This is a genomic window from Pseudomonas sp. R1-1 (assembly GCF_051132135.1).
GTDB lineage: Bacteria > Pseudomonadota > Gammaproteobacteria > Pseudomonadales > Pseudomonadaceae > Aquipseudomonas.
Map to the genome: position 1 here is coordinate 4577382 of NZ_CP071663.1, position 15346 is coordinate 4592727.

13 protein-coding genes are annotated in these 15346 nt (G+C 62.0%); 8 read left to right on the forward strand and 5 right to left on the reverse strand.

Going from position 1 to position 15346, the window contains the following annotated elements; translation table 11 throughout:
* Positions 1 to 379: 379 nt before the first annotated feature.
* From J3P75_RS20475 to J3P75_RS20485, 3 genes are all read left to right on the forward strand, one after another.
* On the forward strand, positions 380 to 1738 hold the full coding sequence (locus J3P75_RS20475; protein WP_093103615.1) for a TolC family outer membrane protein: 1359 nt from the start codon (positions 380 to 382) through the stop codon (positions 1736 to 1738).
* A 173-nt stretch (positions 1739 to 1911) separates the two neighbouring features.
* On the forward strand, positions 1912 to 4071 hold the full coding sequence (locus J3P75_RS20480) for a type I secretion system permease/ATPase (RefSeq protein ID WP_434707967.1): 2160 nt from the start codon (positions 1912 to 1914) through the stop codon (positions 4069 to 4071).
* 9 nt (positions 4072 to 4080) lie between these two features.
* On the forward strand, positions 4081 to 5442 hold the full coding sequence (locus tag J3P75_RS20485) for an HlyD family type I secretion periplasmic adaptor subunit (RefSeq protein ID WP_434707968.1): 1362 nt from the start codon (positions 4081 to 4083) through the stop codon (positions 5440 to 5442).
* Between the two features lie 113 nt (positions 5443 to 5555).
* Here the strand turns inward: J3P75_RS20485 and J3P75_RS20490 are convergent, their stop codons facing one another.
* Both J3P75_RS20490 and J3P75_RS20495 read right to left on the reverse strand, forming a co-directional pair.
* Positions 5556 to 6149: a tRNA-uridine aminocarboxypropyltransferase gene (locus J3P75_RS20490; RefSeq protein ID WP_434707969.1), complete on the reverse strand. Its 594-nt coding sequence runs from the start codon at positions 6147 to 6149 to the stop codon at positions 5556 to 5558.
* 6 nt (positions 6150 to 6155) lie between these two features.
* The gene (locus tag J3P75_RS20495) at positions 6156 to 7049 is read right to left on the reverse strand and encodes a LysR family transcriptional regulator (RefSeq protein WP_203421161.1); all 894 of its coding nucleotides are present in this window, start codon (positions 7047 to 7049) and stop codon (positions 6156 to 6158) included.
* 291 nt (positions 7050 to 7340) lie between these two features.
* Here J3P75_RS20495 and speB point away from each other — a divergent pair, with 291 nt between their 5' ends.
* The 4 genes from speB to J3P75_RS20515 all read left to right on the forward strand — a co-directional run bounded on the left by speB (position 7341) and on the right by J3P75_RS20515 (position 11810).
* A complete protein-coding gene (gene speB, locus J3P75_RS20500) occupies positions 7341 to 8291 on the forward strand; it encodes an agmatinase (RefSeq protein WP_039761035.1) in 951 nt (316 codons plus the stop codon).
* Positions 8292 to 8301: 10 nt separating this feature from the next.
* A complete protein-coding gene (locus J3P75_RS20505; RefSeq protein WP_434707970.1) occupies positions 8302 to 8724 on the forward strand; it encodes a YybH family protein in 423 nt (140 codons plus the stop codon).
* A 51-nt stretch (positions 8725 to 8775) separates the two neighbouring features.
* Positions 8776 to 10278, forward strand: a complete 1503-nt coding sequence (locus tag J3P75_RS20510; protein WP_434707971.1) for a purine-cytosine permease family protein — start codon at positions 8776 to 8778, stop codon at positions 10276 to 10278.
* 152 nt (positions 10279 to 10430) lie between these two features.
* Positions 10431 to 11810, forward strand: coding sequence for a sodium:solute symporter (locus J3P75_RS20515; protein WP_434591177.1), 1380 nt, complete (start codon positions 10431 to 10433; stop codon positions 11808 to 11810).
* 169 nt (positions 11811 to 11979) lie between these two features.
* Here J3P75_RS20515 and J3P75_RS20520 read toward each other — a convergent pair whose 3' ends face one another.
* Positions 11980 to 12108, reverse strand: a complete 129-nt coding sequence (locus J3P75_RS20520) for a PA1414 family protein (protein ID WP_003198971.1) — start codon at positions 12106 to 12108, stop codon at positions 11980 to 11982.
* Between the two features lie 142 nt (positions 12109 to 12250).
* Entirely contained in the window at positions 12251 to 13144 is an 894-nt protein-coding gene (ptrR, locus tag J3P75_RS20525; protein WP_093106894.1) for a putrescine utilization regulator PtrR, read from the reverse strand.
* Positions 13145 to 13248: 104 nt separating this feature from the next.
* On the opposite strand from ptrR, the gene J3P75_RS20530 reads away from it, so the two are divergent.
* On the forward strand, positions 13249 to 14430 hold the full coding sequence (locus tag J3P75_RS20530; RefSeq protein WP_434707972.1) for an MFS transporter: 1182 nt from the start codon (positions 13249 to 13251) through the stop codon (positions 14428 to 14430).
* Here the strand turns inward: J3P75_RS20530 and J3P75_RS20535 are convergent.
* The gene (locus tag J3P75_RS20535) at positions 14375 to 15307 is read right to left on the reverse strand and encodes a DMT family transporter (protein ID WP_434707973.1); all 933 of its coding nucleotides are present in this window, start codon (positions 15305 to 15307) and stop codon (positions 14375 to 14377) included. The two genes, J3P75_RS20530 and J3P75_RS20535, sit on opposite strands and share 56 nt — an antisense overlap.
* Positions 15308 to 15346: the final 39 nt, after the last annotated feature.

The following is a 15346-nucleotide window of genomic DNA, read 5'->3' on the forward strand; positions in this document are numbered from 1 at the left end:
CTGTCCAAGGCAACACACCCACTAGCGCTACGTAACGGTGGTGAATCACCAGAGTGACAAAAATCTGTCGCTCACCAATCGTTACGCGTCCCTCCCCTTCAGCAGTACTTCGCCGTCGAAAGCAAAGTGAATGGAACTTTCCTCAAGCCTTTTTGAGCTCCCTAAAGCGCATAAAACAAAGGCTTTCGAGCTGAACAATGTGCTGCTTTTGAAAAACCGCATAAGTTTTTTTTGGCATAAGCCTTATGAAAATTTTTTCTTAGCTACGCTTCAGGATGTTCTTAGCTCTGATGTTACAAGAGTGAGACGCCGACACCTTAAAATATCGTCAAATATTTGGCGACAGTAACACACCATCAGGACTTACGGAGATGCACCCATGCGCGTTCTAACCCCCCTCTGCAGCGCGGTTTTGTTGGCCATGGCTTGCACTTCTCAAGCCCACGCCATGAATCTGACTGAAGCCATTCAGAGCACGATTGCCACTCACCCGGAACTGGCTTCGCGCGTGGATGCGCGGCTGTCGGCAGACGAGCAAGTCAAAGTTGCCAAGGGCGGTTTCTATCCGTCCGTCGATCTGAATGCCGCCTACGGTCGCGGCTACAGCGACAACACCAACACCCGGGCTTTCGGTAACCACAACACCGAGATCCTCAATTACACCCAGTCCGAACTGCGTCTGCGGCAGATGATCTTTGACGGCTTCAACACCGCCAACGAGGTCGAGCGCACCAAAGGCGTGTCGAACTCGCGCGCCTATTACGCGCAAGGTACCGCGCAGGATCTGGCCCTGCGCACCATCGAGGTCTATCTCGAAGTGCTCAAGCGTCGCGAACTGGTGACGCTGGCGAAAAACAACTTGCAGGCGCACTTGCGGGTCAACGACCAGATCGGCCTGCGTACCGAGCGTGGCGTCGGCAGCACGGCCGACTCCGATCAATCGGTAGCACGTAAGGCGCTGGCGCAGAACAACCTCGATACCGCCGAAGTGGATCTGGCCGACGCCGAATCGAATTTCTACAGCGTGGTCGGGCGCATGCCCGATGAGCTGGAAACGCCCGCCTCGACCCGCGGCGAACTGCCGACCGAACTGCGTGAAGCCCAGCAGAGCATGGTTGATAACAACCCGTACCTGAAATCGGCCCAGGCTGATGTGCAGTCTGCCGAAAGCCAGTACGAAGTGGCGAAGTCGCCGTTCTACCCGCGCTTCGATGCCGAAGCCGCAGTGGGCGCGAACAACAACGTGCAGGGCGATGAAGGCCACGACAACGAATGGCGCGTCGGTGTGGTGATGAACTACAACCTGTTCCGCGGCGGCAGCGACAAGGCGCGCCTGGCGGCCAATGCCCACGACATCAACCAGGCGATGGACATCCGTAACAACGCCCTGCGCCAGCTCAACGAAAATATTCGTCTGGCCTGGAACGCCATGGAAAACGCGAAGAAACAAACCCCGACCGCGCGCGAATACGCCGAAACCACCAAACGCGTACGCGCCGCCTACCAGGATCAGTTCGGCCTCGGCCAACGCACCCTGCTCGACCTGCTCGACAGCGAAAACGAGCTGTACAACGCCAACCGCCGCTACACCGAAATCCGCTACACCGAGGAATACTCGATGTACCGCGTGCTGGCGAATATGGGCCAGTTGCTGAGCAAGCAGCGGGTGGTGCTGCCAGCCGATGCGATTGCCGCGACCGAGGTGAAAAACCAGGCGCGTTTGCCTGAGTTGAAGTAACCCACACAGGCGCCTTCACCTCTGATCGTTCCCACGCTCTGCGTGGGAATGAAGCCCGTGACGCTCTACGTCACTGGGACGCGGAGCGTCCCTTGAGGCATTCCCACGCGGAGCGTGGGAACGATCGGGTGGCTGCTCTGAATAACCGAGCCCGTTCAACAGAGGCAATCAATATGACCCGCATGGAAACCGGCGCCGCCGGCATCGATCCGCGCGCAAGCTTCGATGATCCGTTACTCGACGGTCTGCTGATCCTCTGCAAACTGCACGGTGCAATAGTCAGCCGCGCCAGCCTGAGTGCCGGGCTGCCGCTGGACAAGCAACGCCTGAGCCTGGATCTGCTGCCCCGTGCGGCCGCCCGCGCCGGTTTGCAGGCGCGGCTGCTGCGTCGCGATCTGAAAGACATCTCGCCGCTTAACCTGCCGATCCTGCTACTGCTCAACGACGGCCGCACGGCGGTGCTACGGCGCTTCGGCGACGACGGCAAAGCGTTGCTGCTGCCCAGTGAAGCCGATGGCGGCGAGCAATGGGTCAGCCGCGACGAACTCGCCGAACATTACAGCGGCCTGGCCTTGTTCGCCCGGCCGCGGCACGAACTCGAAGACCTGCGCGCGCCGCTGGTGCCCCGGGTGCAGGCATGGTTTCGCGACACCTTGAAGCTGTCGAAATGGCTGTACAGCGACGCGATTCTCGCCAGTTTTTTGATCAACCTGCTGGGCCTGATGGTGCCGCTGTTCGTCATGCAGACCTACGATCGCGTGGTACCGAACCAGGCCACGTCGACCTTATGGGTGCTGTCGATCGGCCTGTTGATCGGCACAGGATTCGAGCTGGTGTTGCGTGTGGTGCGTGCGCATTTGCTCGATACCGCCGGGAAGAAAACCGATGTGATTTTGTCTGCGACCTTGTTCGAACGCATCACCGGCATGTCGATGAAGGCGCGGCCGGCGACCATCGGCGGGTTCGCACAAAGCATTCATGATTTTCAGGGGCTGCGCGAATTCCTCACCGCCGTGACCTTGACCAGCCTGATCGACCTGCCATTTGTGGTGTTGATGCTCGCAGTGATCGGCCTGCTCGGTGGCTGGCTGGTGGTGATTCCGCTGCTGGCGTTCCCGCTCACGATCATTTTCGCCATGGTGATTCAGGTCAAACTGCGCGACACCGTGCAAAAGAGCCTGAGCCTCGGCGCTGAACGCCAGGCCCTGCTGATCGAAACCCTCGGCGGTCTGGAGACCCTCAAGGCCTGCAGCGCCGAAAGCGAACGTCAGCACAAATGGGAAAGCACCCACGGCGCCCTCACCCGCCTCGACAGCCATGCGCGCAATCTTTCGGCGCTGGCGACCAACGGCACCTTGTTCATTCAGCAGTTTTCCGGGATGGCGACGATTGTCGCCGGGGTCTACAGCATCATTGCCGGTAACCTCAGCGTCGGTGCGCTGGTCGCCACCTACATGCTCGGCAGCCGGGTACTCGCTCCGCTGGGGCAGATCGCCGGGCTGATCACCCGCTATCAGCAAGCGCAACTGACCATGAAAAGCACCGATGCGCTGATGGCCTTGCCGCAGGAACGCGACGGCAAGCAACGGCCGCTGGAACGCACGCAACTGCAAGGCGCGCTGGACGTCAGCGGCGTGACCTTTCATTACAACGGTCAGAATGCGCCGGCGCTGAGCAACGTCAGTTTCAGCCTCAAGCCCGGGGAACGGGTTGGCATCATCGGCCGCAGCGGCTCGGGCAAAAGCACCCTGGCGCGGCTGGTGATGGGTTTCTACGAACCCGAAGAAGGCCAACTACTGCTTGATGGCCTCGACCTGCGCCAGCTCGATGTGGCTGATTTGCGCCAACAGATCGGCTACGTCGCCCACGATCTGCCGCTGCTGGCCGGCAGCCTGCGCGACAATCTCACCCTCGGCGCCCGCTACGTCAGCGACGCACGCATGCTTGAAGTGGCCGAGTTGACCGGCGTCACCGAACTGGCCCGCCAGCACCCGCAAGGCTTCGACCGCCCGGTGGGCGAGCGCGGGCAATTGCTCTCCGGCGGTCAGCGTCAGGCCGTGCTGCTGGCGCGCGCGTTGTTGCTCGACCCGCCGATCATGCTGCTCGACGAACCCACCAGCGCCATGGACAACAGCAGCGAAGACCAGCTGCGGCTGAAGCTGCATCAATGGGTGCAGGGCAAAACCCTGTTGCTGGTCACCCACCGTACCTCGATGTTGAGCCTGGTCGATCGCTTGCTGGTGCTGGATAACGGCCGGGTCGTCGCTGACGGTCCGAAAGAAGCGGTCATCGATGCACTGCGCAAGGGCCGTGTCGGCTCGGCGGCGGTCTAGGAGTTGCCCATGTCTGCTTCCACCGATAGCCAGGATCGCGGCTACTTCGACAGTTTCGGCAAGAGCGCCGAGGCCGAATTCATGCCGGAAACCGCCGGCGCTTCGTTGCAGGATTCGCCGCGCAAATCGCGAATCACCGTGTGGCTGGCGGCGGCGCTGCTGATCAGCGCGGTGGTCTGGGCGAAGTTTGCCGTGCTCGAAGAAGTCACCATGGGCGAAGGCAAGGCGATTCCTTCGAGCAAGGTCCAGGTAATCCAGAACCTCGAAGGCGGCATCGTCACCGAGATTTTCGTTCGCGAAGGCCAGATGGTCAGTAAGGGCGATACCCTGCTGCGCCTGGATGACACACGTTTTCGCTCGAACAAGGGCGAAAGCGAGGCCGACCGCTATGCGTTGACTGCGCAAGTCGAACGCCTGTCCGCCGAGGCCGAGGGCCGGCCGTTCAAGCTCTCCGCCGAGGTGATTGCCAAGGCGCCGCAAGTCGCCGAGGACGAGCGCTCGCTGTACGAACAGCGCCAGCGCCGCCTCGCCAGTGAGCAGCGCACCTTGAGTGAACAGCTGCGGCAGAAAACCCAGGAGCTGGCGGAGTTTCGTTCCAAGCAAGGCCAGTTCAGCTCCAGCCTGGCCTTGCTGCAGCAAGAGATGAACATGTCCGAACCGCTGGTGAAAACCGGCGCCGTGTCACCGGTGGAAATCCTTCGCCTCAGGCGCAGCGCGGTGGAAATCCGTGGTTCGCTGAACGCCACCACGCTGGCAATTCCCCGCGCCGAATCGGCGATTGCCGAGATCCGCAGCAAGATCGACGAATCGGAGCAGACCTTCCGCTCCGAAGCCGCCAAAGAGCTCAACGAGAAACGCACCGACCTGTCGAAAATCACCGCCACCAGCATCGCCATCGATGACCGCGTCACCCGCACCACGGTGACTTCGCCGGTGCGCGGGGTGATCAAGCAGATGAAGGTCAACACCATTGGCGGCGTGGTGCAGCCGGGCAGCGACATGGTCGAAATCGTGCCGCTGGAAGACAACCTGCTGATCGAGGCCAAAGTGCGACCGCAGGATGTGGCGTTCCTGCATCCGGGCCAGAAAGCCATGGTCAAGTTCAGTGCCTACGACTACACGATTTACGGCGGGCTGAGCGCCAGACTCGAGCTGATCGGCGCCGACACGATCACCGACGACAAGGGCAACAGCTTCTACTTGATCCAGGTGCGCACCGATAAAAATCATCTGGGCGGGGACGTCAAACCGCTGCTGATCATTCCGGGGATGGTGGCGACGGTGGACATCATCACCGGCGAAAAAAGCGTGCTGGACTACCTGCTCAAACCGGTGCTGAAGGCGCGGACCGAGGCGATGCGCGAGCGCTGACCTGATCGTTCCCACGCTCCGCGTGGGAATGCCGCCCGGGACGCTCCCGCGTCCCTTTGCAACGGTGACGCAGAGCGTCACTGGATGCGTTCCCACGCAGAGCGTGGGAACGATCAGCGGTTGTGATTACGCTGAAAGGTCTCCTCCCCCATCGCCGCAATCTGCCCTTCGATCAACGCCTCAAACGGCTTGAGCAACGGCTCGAATGACACCGGCGCTTCAAGCGTTTGAAGCGCCTGCACAATGGCCTCGATAGTCGACAACGCCCCCGGCCCCGGCGCCTTGCGCAAGCGATAACGCGACACGCCGCCTTCAGCCAAAGTCACCCGTGGCAACGCTGCCAGCAACGGGTTGAGGTGCAACATCTTGCGCGCCTTGCGCCAGGTACCGTCCGGCACGACTAGCAACAACGGTTCGTCAGTCGGCGCATAAGCCTGCAGCGGCTGCGCATCGTCAGCCGGAAACAACAGCCGCGCCTGATAGCCCGGGCGGTTCAACAATGTCGGCAAATCGTCGAACACTTCACCAACGATCAACTCGGCATTGCTCAGGCCCAACGCGGCCAGCCGCGCGGTATTCAACGCATGGTTGACCTCGCTCGGATGCTGCAACAGCAGCACCCGGGTGCGGCTGTCGAGGCGCGGGATCAGCGGGCACAGGCAGTGGGTTTGGGGGCGCAGGCAGCGCGGGCATTGTGCTCGGGACATGATGGGTTACGCCTGATTCAACTGGGCTTTGAGCAAATCGCGAAAGGTCTGGATCAGCGGCTCGCGACTGCGGCCACGGCGCATGATCATCGAAAACGGCGCCTGATAGCCGAAAGTGGCCGGCAGCAAAACGCGCAAGTCGCCCTTGTCAGCCCAAGCCTGAGCGTAGTGCTCCGGCAGGTAACCGATGTAGGCGCCGGAGAGCACCAGAATCAGCTGCGCCTCCATACTTTCCACGGTGGCGGCGCTGTGTTTGAAACCATGCCGGGCCAGTTCGGCCTGGCTCCAGTAACCACGCCCGACCATACGCTGCTGGGTGATGACCTGTTCGGGAATGCGCCGCTCGTTGAACAACGGGTGGCGATTGCTGCAATACAACCAATGTTGCTCGCGGTACAGCGGCATGTAGACCAGCCCGCTCATGCGCGTGGAAAACGCACCGATGGCCAGGTCGAGGCGGTTGTCCTGCACGCCGAGTTGCAGTTCATACGGACTCATCACCGACAAATGCAAATGCACCGCCGGGTGCTCCTGACTGTAGGCGCCGATGGCTTCGGCAAAGGGCAAGGCCTTGTCGCTGACGGTGGAGTCGATCACCCCGAGATTGAGGGTGCCGCGCAATTCGCCTTTGAGCGCGGCGGCGTATTGCTCGAAACCCTCGAGCTCGCCGAGCAGGCGCAGGGTTTCCTGATGGAACAGCTCGCCCTTGCTGGTCAGGCTGAACCCGCCGCGCCCGCGATGGCACAGCACCAGGCCGAGCGCCGCTTCAAGCTGGCTCATGTAGGTGCTGATCGCCGAGGTCGACAGGTTGAGTTCCTGCTGCGCATTGGCAAAACCCTGATGGCGCACGACGCTGACGAAGATGCGCAAGAGTTTCAGGTCGGGTAAAGCGTTGGCCATTTCTGCTCCCAAGGATCGTTCCCACGCTCTGCGTGGAATGCAGCCCGTGACGCTCTGCGTCACCTGCGAGTAAGGCTGGACGCGGAGCGTCCGTGGATGCATTCCCACGCAGAGCGTGGGAACGAGCGCGGGTGGAAGTCTGGCATTAGTTTAGAAAAATCTGAACTAAGTTTTTGCCCGTAGCGATTCTTCCCCGCCACTGCATTTCGCATCATCGCCCCCACAGCGGCGTCCGAACCCGTATTCACAGCGCGCCGACATAAATAAAACAAAGACGATGAGGCCCTACCCGTGGACAAGATTCTTCACCAACCACTGGGCGGCAACGAAATGCCGCGCTTCGGCGGCATCGCCACCATGCTCCGACTTCCCCATGTACCGACCGCTGCCGGTCTGGACGCTGCCTTCGTTGGCGTGCCCCTGGACATCGGCACTTCGCTGCGGCCCGGCACTCGCTTCGGGCCGCGCGACATCCGCACCGAATCGGTGATGATCCGCCCGTACAACATGGCCACCGGCGCCGCGCCGTTCGACTCGCTGTCGGTTGCCGATATCGGTGACGTAGCGATCAACACCTTCAACCTGCTCGATGCCGTGCGCATCATCGAAGAAGCCTACGACAACATCCTCGAGCACAACGTCATCCCGATGACCCTGGGCGGCGACCACACCATCACCCTGCCGATCCTGCGTGCGATTCATAAGAAGCATGGCAAGGTCGGGCTGGTGCATATCGATGCGCACGCCGATGTGAACGATCACATGTTCGGCGAGAAGATCGCCCACGGCACGACTTTCCGTCGCGCCGTCGAGGAAGGTCTGCTCGACTGCGACCGTGTGGTGCAGATCGGTTTGCGCGCGCAGGGTTACACCGCGGATGACTTCAACTGGAGCCGCGATCAGGGTTTCCGTGTGGTCCAGGCCGAAGAGTGCTGGCACAAGTCGCTGGCACCGTTGATGGCCGAAGTGCGCGAGAAAGTCGGCGGCGGCCCGGTGTACCTGAGCTTCGACATCGACGGCATCGACCCGGCCTGGGCGCCTGGCACCGGCACCCCGGAAATCGGCGGTCTGACCACCATTCAGGCAATCGAGATCATCCGCGGTTGCCAGGGCCTCGACCTGATCGGTTGCGATCTGGTAGAAGTCTCGCCCGCTTATGACACCACCGGCAACACCTCGCTGCTGGCCGCCAACCTGCTGTACGAAATGCTCTGCGTACTGCCTGGCGTAGTCCATCGCTGAGGGTCGGGTCATGAACGAACGTGATCAGGTGCTGCACGCGGCCGCCGAGTTGGTCGCCGCGTTCGCCCGCAACGACCGCGACGCCTACTTCGGCGCGTTCAGCGCCGATGCGAGTTTCGTTTTTTACACCCTCGAACAGCCACTGCTGTCACGCGATGCCTACCAGGCGTTGTGGGACCGCTGGCGTCACGAGGATGGCTTCGAGGTGCGGTCGTGCACCTCGAGCAACGCCTTCGTCAGCCTGCAGGGTGACGTGGCGATTTTCATTCATGACGTGGCCACCGAGCTGCGCATGCAAGGGGAGCAACACTTCAGCCAGGAGCGCGAGACGATTGTTTTCCGCAAACAAGCGTCGAGCCTAGAACAACAAGGCCTATGGCTGGCCTGTCACGAACATTTGTCCGCAATGCCGGAAGGGCTGCCATCCCCTTAGCCAATGGTGACGCTCACGCACGATGAGCGCGCCTGATGATCGGAGCAGATCATGAATAACAACAACAACGAAAAAAGCCTTAGCAGCATTGAAACCAACGGGGTCGAACAGATCCCGGACCATGAGCGCGACGCCCGACCCAGCGACCTGTTTCGCTTGATCTTCGGCGGCGCCAATACCTTTGCCACGGCGGTGCTGGGCAGTTTTCCGGTGCTGTTCGGCCTGTCGTTTCAGGCCGGCGTCTGGGCGATTGTCCTGGGTGTAGTGGTGGGTGCGCTGATTCTCGCGCCGATGGGCCTGTTCGGCCCGCTCAACGGCACCAACAACGCCGTGTCTTCCGGTGCGCATTTCGGCGTGCACGGGCGGATCGTCGGTTCCTTCCTGTCATTGCTGACCGCAATCGCGTTCTTCTCGCTGTCGGTGTGGAGTTCGGGCGACGCGCTGGTCGGCGGTGCCAAACGCCTCGTCGAGTTGCCGGAAACCGACCTGACTTTAGGCCTCGCCTATGGTCTCTTCGCGTTGCTGGTGCTGACCGTGTGCATCTACGGGTTCCGCTTCATGTTGTGGGTCAACCGCATCGCGGTGTGGGCTGCGAGCCTGTTATTCCTGCTCGGGATCTTTGCCTTTGCGCCGGCGTTCGACAGCCAGTACGCCGGCAGCGTCGCGCTCGGTCAGGCCGGTTTCTGGGCGGCGTTCATTGGCGCGGCGCTGGTGGCGATGAGCAACCCGATTTCCTTCGGTGCGTTCCTCGGCGACTGGTCGCGCTACATCCCACGGACAACGCCGAAGGGCCAGATAATGCTGGCGGTGATCGCGGCGCAACTGGCGACGCTGATTCCGTTCCTGTTCGGCCTTGCCACCGCGACCATCGTGGCGATCAAAGCCCCGGACTACATCGCTGCGAACAACTATGTCGGCGGCTTGCTGGCGGTGTCGCCGAGCTGGTTCTTCCTGCCGGTGTGCCTGATTGCGGTGATCGGCGGCATGTCCACCGGCACCACCTCGCTGTATGGCACCGGGCTGGACATGTCCAGCGTGTTCCCGCGCGTACTGTCGCGGGTCAAGGCGACGTTGCTGATCGGCGTGCTGTCGATTGCCTTCATCTTCATCGGTCGTTTTGCCGCCAACCTGGTGCAAAGCGTGTCGACCTTCGCCGTGCTGATCATTACCTGCACCACGCCATGGATGGTGATCATGATCATCGGCCTGGTGGTGCGTCGCGGCTTCTACTGCCCGGACGATCTGCAAGTGTTCACCCGTGGCGAACAGGGCGGGCGCTACTGGTTCAGCCACGGCTGGAACTGGCGCGGTCTGGGTGCGTGGATCCCGAGCGCGGCGGTCGGCCTGTGCTTCGTCAACCTGCCGGGGCAGTTCGTCGGCCCGCTCGGTGAACTGGCTGGCGGCATCGACATCAGCCTGCCGGTGACCCTGGGCCTGGCGTCGCTGGTGTACCTGACATTGCTCAAGCTGTTCCCGGAACCGCGGGATGTGTTCGGGCCGACCGATGTGCGCCGTGAAGCCGCCGTAAAACCTCAACTGCGTCAGGCCGCCTGACACCGATCCCCTGTGGGAGCGAGCCTGCTCGCGATGACTGCGGCACATCCCACAAAGATGTGACTGACAGACCGCTATCGCGAGCAGGCTCACTCCTACAAGGGAACTGATTTCAGCCTCACCATAAAAAAGACAATCGGAGACTCGCCATCATGGCTTTGGATTTATTCGTCGTACTTATCTACGCCGCCGCGATGCTGATACTCGGCTACTACGGCATGCGCAAGGCCAAGACCCACGAGGATTACCTGGTCGCCGGGCGTAACCTGGGGCCGTCGCTGTACATGGGCACCATGGCCGCGACCGTTCTGGGTGGCGCGTCCACCGTCGGCACCGTGCGGCTGGGTTACGTGCATGGCATTTCCGGGTTCTGGCTGTGCGCGGCACTGGGTTGCGGAATCGTCGCGCTGAACCTGTTCCTCGCCAAACCGCTGCTCAAGCTCAAGGTGTTCACCGTCACCCAGGTCCTGGAAAAGCGCTACAACCCGATGGCCCGCACCGCCAGCGCAACCATCATGCTCGCTTACGCGCTGATGATCGGCGTGACCTCGATCCTGGCGATCGGCACCGTGCTGCAAGTGCTGTTCGGCCTGCCCTTCTGGATTTCGGTGCTGCTGGGCGGCGGTATCGTGGTGATCTACTCGACCATCGGTGGCATGTGGTCGCTGACCCTGACCGACATCGTCCAGTTCGGCATCCAGACCGTCGGCCTGATGTTCCTGCTGTTGCCGATCTGCCTGTACCGCGTCGGGGGCTGGGATCAACTGGTCGCGCAATTGCCGGCGGCCAGCTTCAACTTCACCAGCATCGGCTGGGACACGATCATCACCTACTTCATGATCTACTTCTTCGGCATCCTCATCGGCCAGGACATCTGGCAGCGCGTGTTCACTGCCAAAAGCGAGAAGGTCGCCAAGTATGCCGGCACCTCGGCCGGGATCTACTGCATCATCTACGGTCTGGTTTGCGCGCTGATCGGCATGGCCGCGCATGTGCTGATTCCGGATCTGGACAACGTCAACAACGCCTTCGCCGCCATCGTCAAAGTCTCGCTGCCGGACGGCATCCGTGGCCTGGTGATCGCTGCTGCATTGGCGGCGATGATGTCCACCGCCAGCGCCGGCCTGCTCGCCGCGTCCACCACGTTGACCGAAGACCTGCTGCCGAAACTGCGCGGCGGCAAGCAGTCGAACGTTGCCGTCAGCCGTCTGTTCACCCTGCTGACCGGCGTGGCGGTGCTGGGCATCGCGCTGGTGGTCAATGACGTGATCAGCGCACTGACCCTGGCTTACAACCTGCTGGTGGGCGGCATGCTGATTCCGCTGATGGGGGCGATTTTCTGGAAACGCGCGACCACCGCCGGGGCGATCAGCGCCATGACGCTGGGCTTCATCACCGCGCTGGTGTTCATGGTCAAGGACGGCATGGACGCGAACACGCCGATCTATTACAGCCTCGGTGTCAGCCTGGTGAGCTTCGTGCTGGTCAGCCTGTTTTCGCCACGCCCGGCGGCTGTGGCGCCTGCAATTTGAACTTGATGTAACGACTTGATGCTTTCTTCGACGGGCGTGGCGTCGGTTGCCACACCCGTTTTTTTACGCCTGCAAAAAGCAAGAAATCGCAGCCTCCGGCCGCACCCGCACGTTGATGTGCAGGGACGGCCGAAGACTGCGATTTCTCTGGATCTGGAAAACCGGGGCGTTAGCGCCGACGTGGCTGGCGGCGGCGCTGCTCGTCATCGGTGCGAATCGGCACAGGTTGCATTGGCGGTTCGATCAAGCCGAGCGCAACACCCAAATCGTGCAGCCAGTTTTGAATTTTCTCTTTCATCGTCGTGCCCCCTTCAGGGTGGTGCTGAGCGGCCGGAATTCTGAGGCCGCTTCGCACTGATAATAGTCCGAAGTCCTACGCAATGCTCGGCCAAATCCGCAATGATCTGTTACTGAATTGATCAGAATCTGCCGGCATTGGTTCAGGCTGTTTCGCGGGCTTGCGCCACAGGCGCGGGATAGACCGCTTGCTGCACGTCGATCCAGGCATTCAGATTGGCTCCGACCATGCCTTTACGCCACATGAGCCACGTTGTCGCACCCACGAACGGCTCGGCCAGAGGATGCACGGCAACACGCTCGCGCCCCGGCAGACTGGCCAGCATCGACTCGGCCATCAGCGCGACGCCGCTGCCGGCAATCACACAGGCGAGCATGCCCTGATACGACTCGATCTCCATGGCCCGCCCCATCGCCGCGTGGTAATGGGCGAACCAGGCTTCCAGGCGCATGCGGTACGAGCAACCCTGGCGAAAGGTGAACACCGCACGCCCCGCCACATCCAGGGCGGTTCGCACCGGCGGGTGTTCAGGTTCGGTAATCAACACCAGACGCTCGTCGCACAACGGCACGCCGTCGAGCCCGGCCAGCTCCAGCGGGCCGTCGACCAGTGCCGCGTCGAGGCGCCCGGTGAGCAAACCTTCCAGCAGCTCGCCGCTCGGCGCTGCCTGCACTTGCAGATTCACCGCCGGGTATTGCTGGTGATAACGCGCCAGCAATTCGGGCAGATGAATCGCCGCCGTGCTGTACATCGTGCCGAGCACAAAATCCCCGGCCGGTTGCCCGCCCATCACTGCTGCACTGGCCTGATCGCGCAGGGCGAACAGCTTGCCGGTGTAATCCAGCAGGACTTTTCCCGCAGGCGACAACTGCAAACGCTGACGCTCACGCACGAACAATTCGACGCCCAATTGCTCTTCGAGCTGCTTGAGCCGGGTCGACAGATTCGACGGCACGCGATGCAAGCGCTCGGCGGCGCGGGTGATCGAACCTTCCTCGGCGACGGCCTGAAAGATTCGCAGTTGACTGAACTCCACCACCCTTCTCCAGAACAGAACAAGTTGCTCACTATTATTCAATTTTAAAGAAAGTCAATCAGTCCTAGCCTGACGGTCATTGCTCTCTCGACGGAAGCCCGACCATGTCGCCTCTGATTCGCTTATCCGCCTGCTTCGTTGCCCTGATGATGGCCATGGGTATTGGCCGTTTCGCCCTGACCCCGCAAATGCCCCACCTGCTCAGTGAAGGCCAGATCGACCTGACGGGCGCCGGTCTGATCGCCGCGGCCAACTACCTCGGTTACCTGCTCGGCGCGGTGGATGCGATGTTCGCGCACCGCCCGCAGCAAGTGCAGCGACGCCTGCACGGTGGCTTGTGGCTGTGCGTGTTGCTGACGCTGGCGTCGTTCTGGGCGGATGGCTTCTGGTCGCACTTGCTGTTGCGCTTCGGCACCGGCGTGGCGAGCGCCTGGGTGCTGGTGATGATCACCACGTTGAGTCAGCCGTTGGCCGCGGCGGCGGGCCGACCACGGCTGGGCGCACTGGTATTTGCCGGACCGGGTCTGGGGATTTTTCTCACAGGCTTGCTGGCGCTGGTCTCGCATGGATTGCAGCAGACGTCGGCGACGCTATGGCTGATTTACGCGGCGGCCGCGCTGGTGATGATGTTGAGCGTCTGGCGTCTGCTGCCGACGCCAGTCGCCACGGTTGCAGTGGCTGCGCCTGCGTCGAGCCCGGCGAATCGCGGCATCGGTCGTCTGGCGCTGATTTATGCGTTGTACGGGATCGGCTACATCATTCCCGCGACCTTCCTCTCGCAAATGGCCAATGCGCAATTTGACGGGCAATGGCAGGCCGATCTGTTCTGGCCGTGCTTCGGACTGGCAGCGGCGCTGGGGGTGTTGCTGGTCAGCCTGCGCCGTCACGATCCGCAAACCACGCGGCACTGGCTGATGGCAACGCTGTGGCTGCAAGCGGGCGGTGTATTCGCTTGCTTGCTGGGCAGCGGCGTCGGTCTCGGCCTGGGTGTGATCCTGTGCGGCACGCCGTTTCTGGCGTGCATGCAACTGGTGATGCAGCGCTCGCGGGAACTGGCGCCCCACGCCACCCAGCGCAATGCCGGTTTGCTGACTGCCTGCTTTGCCGTCGGCCAGCTCAGCGGGCCATTGCTGGCGGCGCTGAGCAGCCACTTCAGCGGTGGTCTGCAACCGGCGCTGGTGATCGCCGCTTGCGGCTTGCTGATCGCTGGCGGCTTGGCGATGCAAGCGTCTAGCGCTGGCCCAGCGCGCTGCGCAAACGTCGACGCAGCCACTGCTCGGCGCTGACGAAGGTGATGCCGAGCAGCACCAGCACCGCGCCGAGGATGAAATTCAGCGTCAGTTGTTCGCCAAGCAGCAGCACGCCAAACGTCACGCCGAACAACGGTGTCATGAACGAAAACACCGCCAGATTCGCCGCCAGATAGCGACGCAGCAGCCAGAACCAGACCAGGTAACTGAAGAACGACACGACCAGTCCCTGGAAAAGCACACTGGCGACCGCCACGGTGGTCAGGTTGACATGAGTGATCTGGCCGCTGAACAGCGCAATCAGCAACAGGCCAAGGAAGCCGACGATCAACTGATAAAAGAGCGTCAACGTCACCGGCGCTTCCGACAGCCGCGAAGCGCGCACCACCACCGTGGTCGCGCCCCAGCAGGCCCCGGCCAGCACGCCAAACGCATCGCCAAGCAGCATACGCCGATCGAGGTTGTCCCACGACACACCGCCGGCGAAGGCGATCGCGATGCCGATAAAAGCGAGAAGAATTCCCAGCCATTGCAGCGGCCGCAGGCGCTCACTGGCCAGCAGAAAATGCACGCCCAGCGCGGTAAAAATCGGCGCGGTGTAAAGGAACACCGACATGTGCGCCGCTGTGGTCAGTTGCAGGCCTTCGGCAATAAACAGGAACTCCAGGCCGAACAACGCACCGGCCAGCAAGCCGCCGCGCCAGGTATTACCAACCTGACCCCAACCGCCCTTCCAGCAGATCAGCAAACCGACCAGCAACGCCGAAATCCCCGAACGCGCCGCCGCTTGCATCACCGGGGCGATATCCGCCGCCGCCCACTTGATCAGCACCTGCTGCACACCCCAGATCAGGCACAGGCCGATCATCACTTGCAGGGCAAAGCTGTCGGCATTGCGCCGCTCGACACTCACCGCAACACCTCGAACACACACAACATGGGCAGGCCATCC

What these genes read in the sequence shown, in the direction of transcription:
- J3P75_RS20530 (WP_434707972.1), top strand. Translation starts at nt 13,249, where the DNA reads ATGTCGCCTCTGATTCGCTTATCCGCCTGCTTCGTTGCCCTGATGATG.
- J3P75_RS20480 (WP_434707967.1), top strand. Translation starts at nt 1,912, where the DNA reads ATGACCCGCATGGAAACCGGCGCCGCCGGCATCGATCCGCGCGCAAGC.
- J3P75_RS20520 (WP_003198971.1), bottom strand. Translation starts at nt 12,108, where the DNA reads ATGAAAGAGAAAATTCAAAACTGGCTGCACGATTTGGGTGTTGCGCTC.
- J3P75_RS20505 (WP_434707970.1), top strand. Translation starts at nt 8,302, where the DNA reads ATGAACGAACGTGATCAGGTGCTGCACGCGGCCGCCGAGTTGGTCGCC.
- J3P75_RS20490 (WP_434707969.1), bottom strand. Translation starts at nt 6,149, where the DNA reads ATGTCCCGAGCACAATGCCCGCGCTGCCTGCGCCCCCAAACCCACTGC.
- J3P75_RS20515 (WP_434591177.1), top strand. Translation starts at nt 10,431, where the DNA reads ATGGCTTTGGATTTATTCGTCGTACTTATCTACGCCGCCGCGATGCTG.
- J3P75_RS20495 (WP_203421161.1), bottom strand. Translation starts at nt 7,049, where the DNA reads ATGGCCAACGCTTTACCCGACCTGAAACTCTTGCGCATCTTCGTCAGC.
- J3P75_RS20510 (WP_434707971.1), top strand. Translation starts at nt 8,776, where the DNA reads ATGAATAACAACAACAACGAAAAAAGCCTTAGCAGCATTGAAACCAAC.
- J3P75_RS20485 (WP_434707968.1), top strand. Translation starts at nt 4,081, where the DNA reads ATGTCTGCTTCCACCGATAGCCAGGATCGCGGCTACTTCGACAGTTTC.
- J3P75_RS20475 (WP_093103615.1), top strand. Translation starts at nt 380, where the DNA reads ATGCGCGTTCTAACCCCCCTCTGCAGCGCGGTTTTGTTGGCCATGGCT.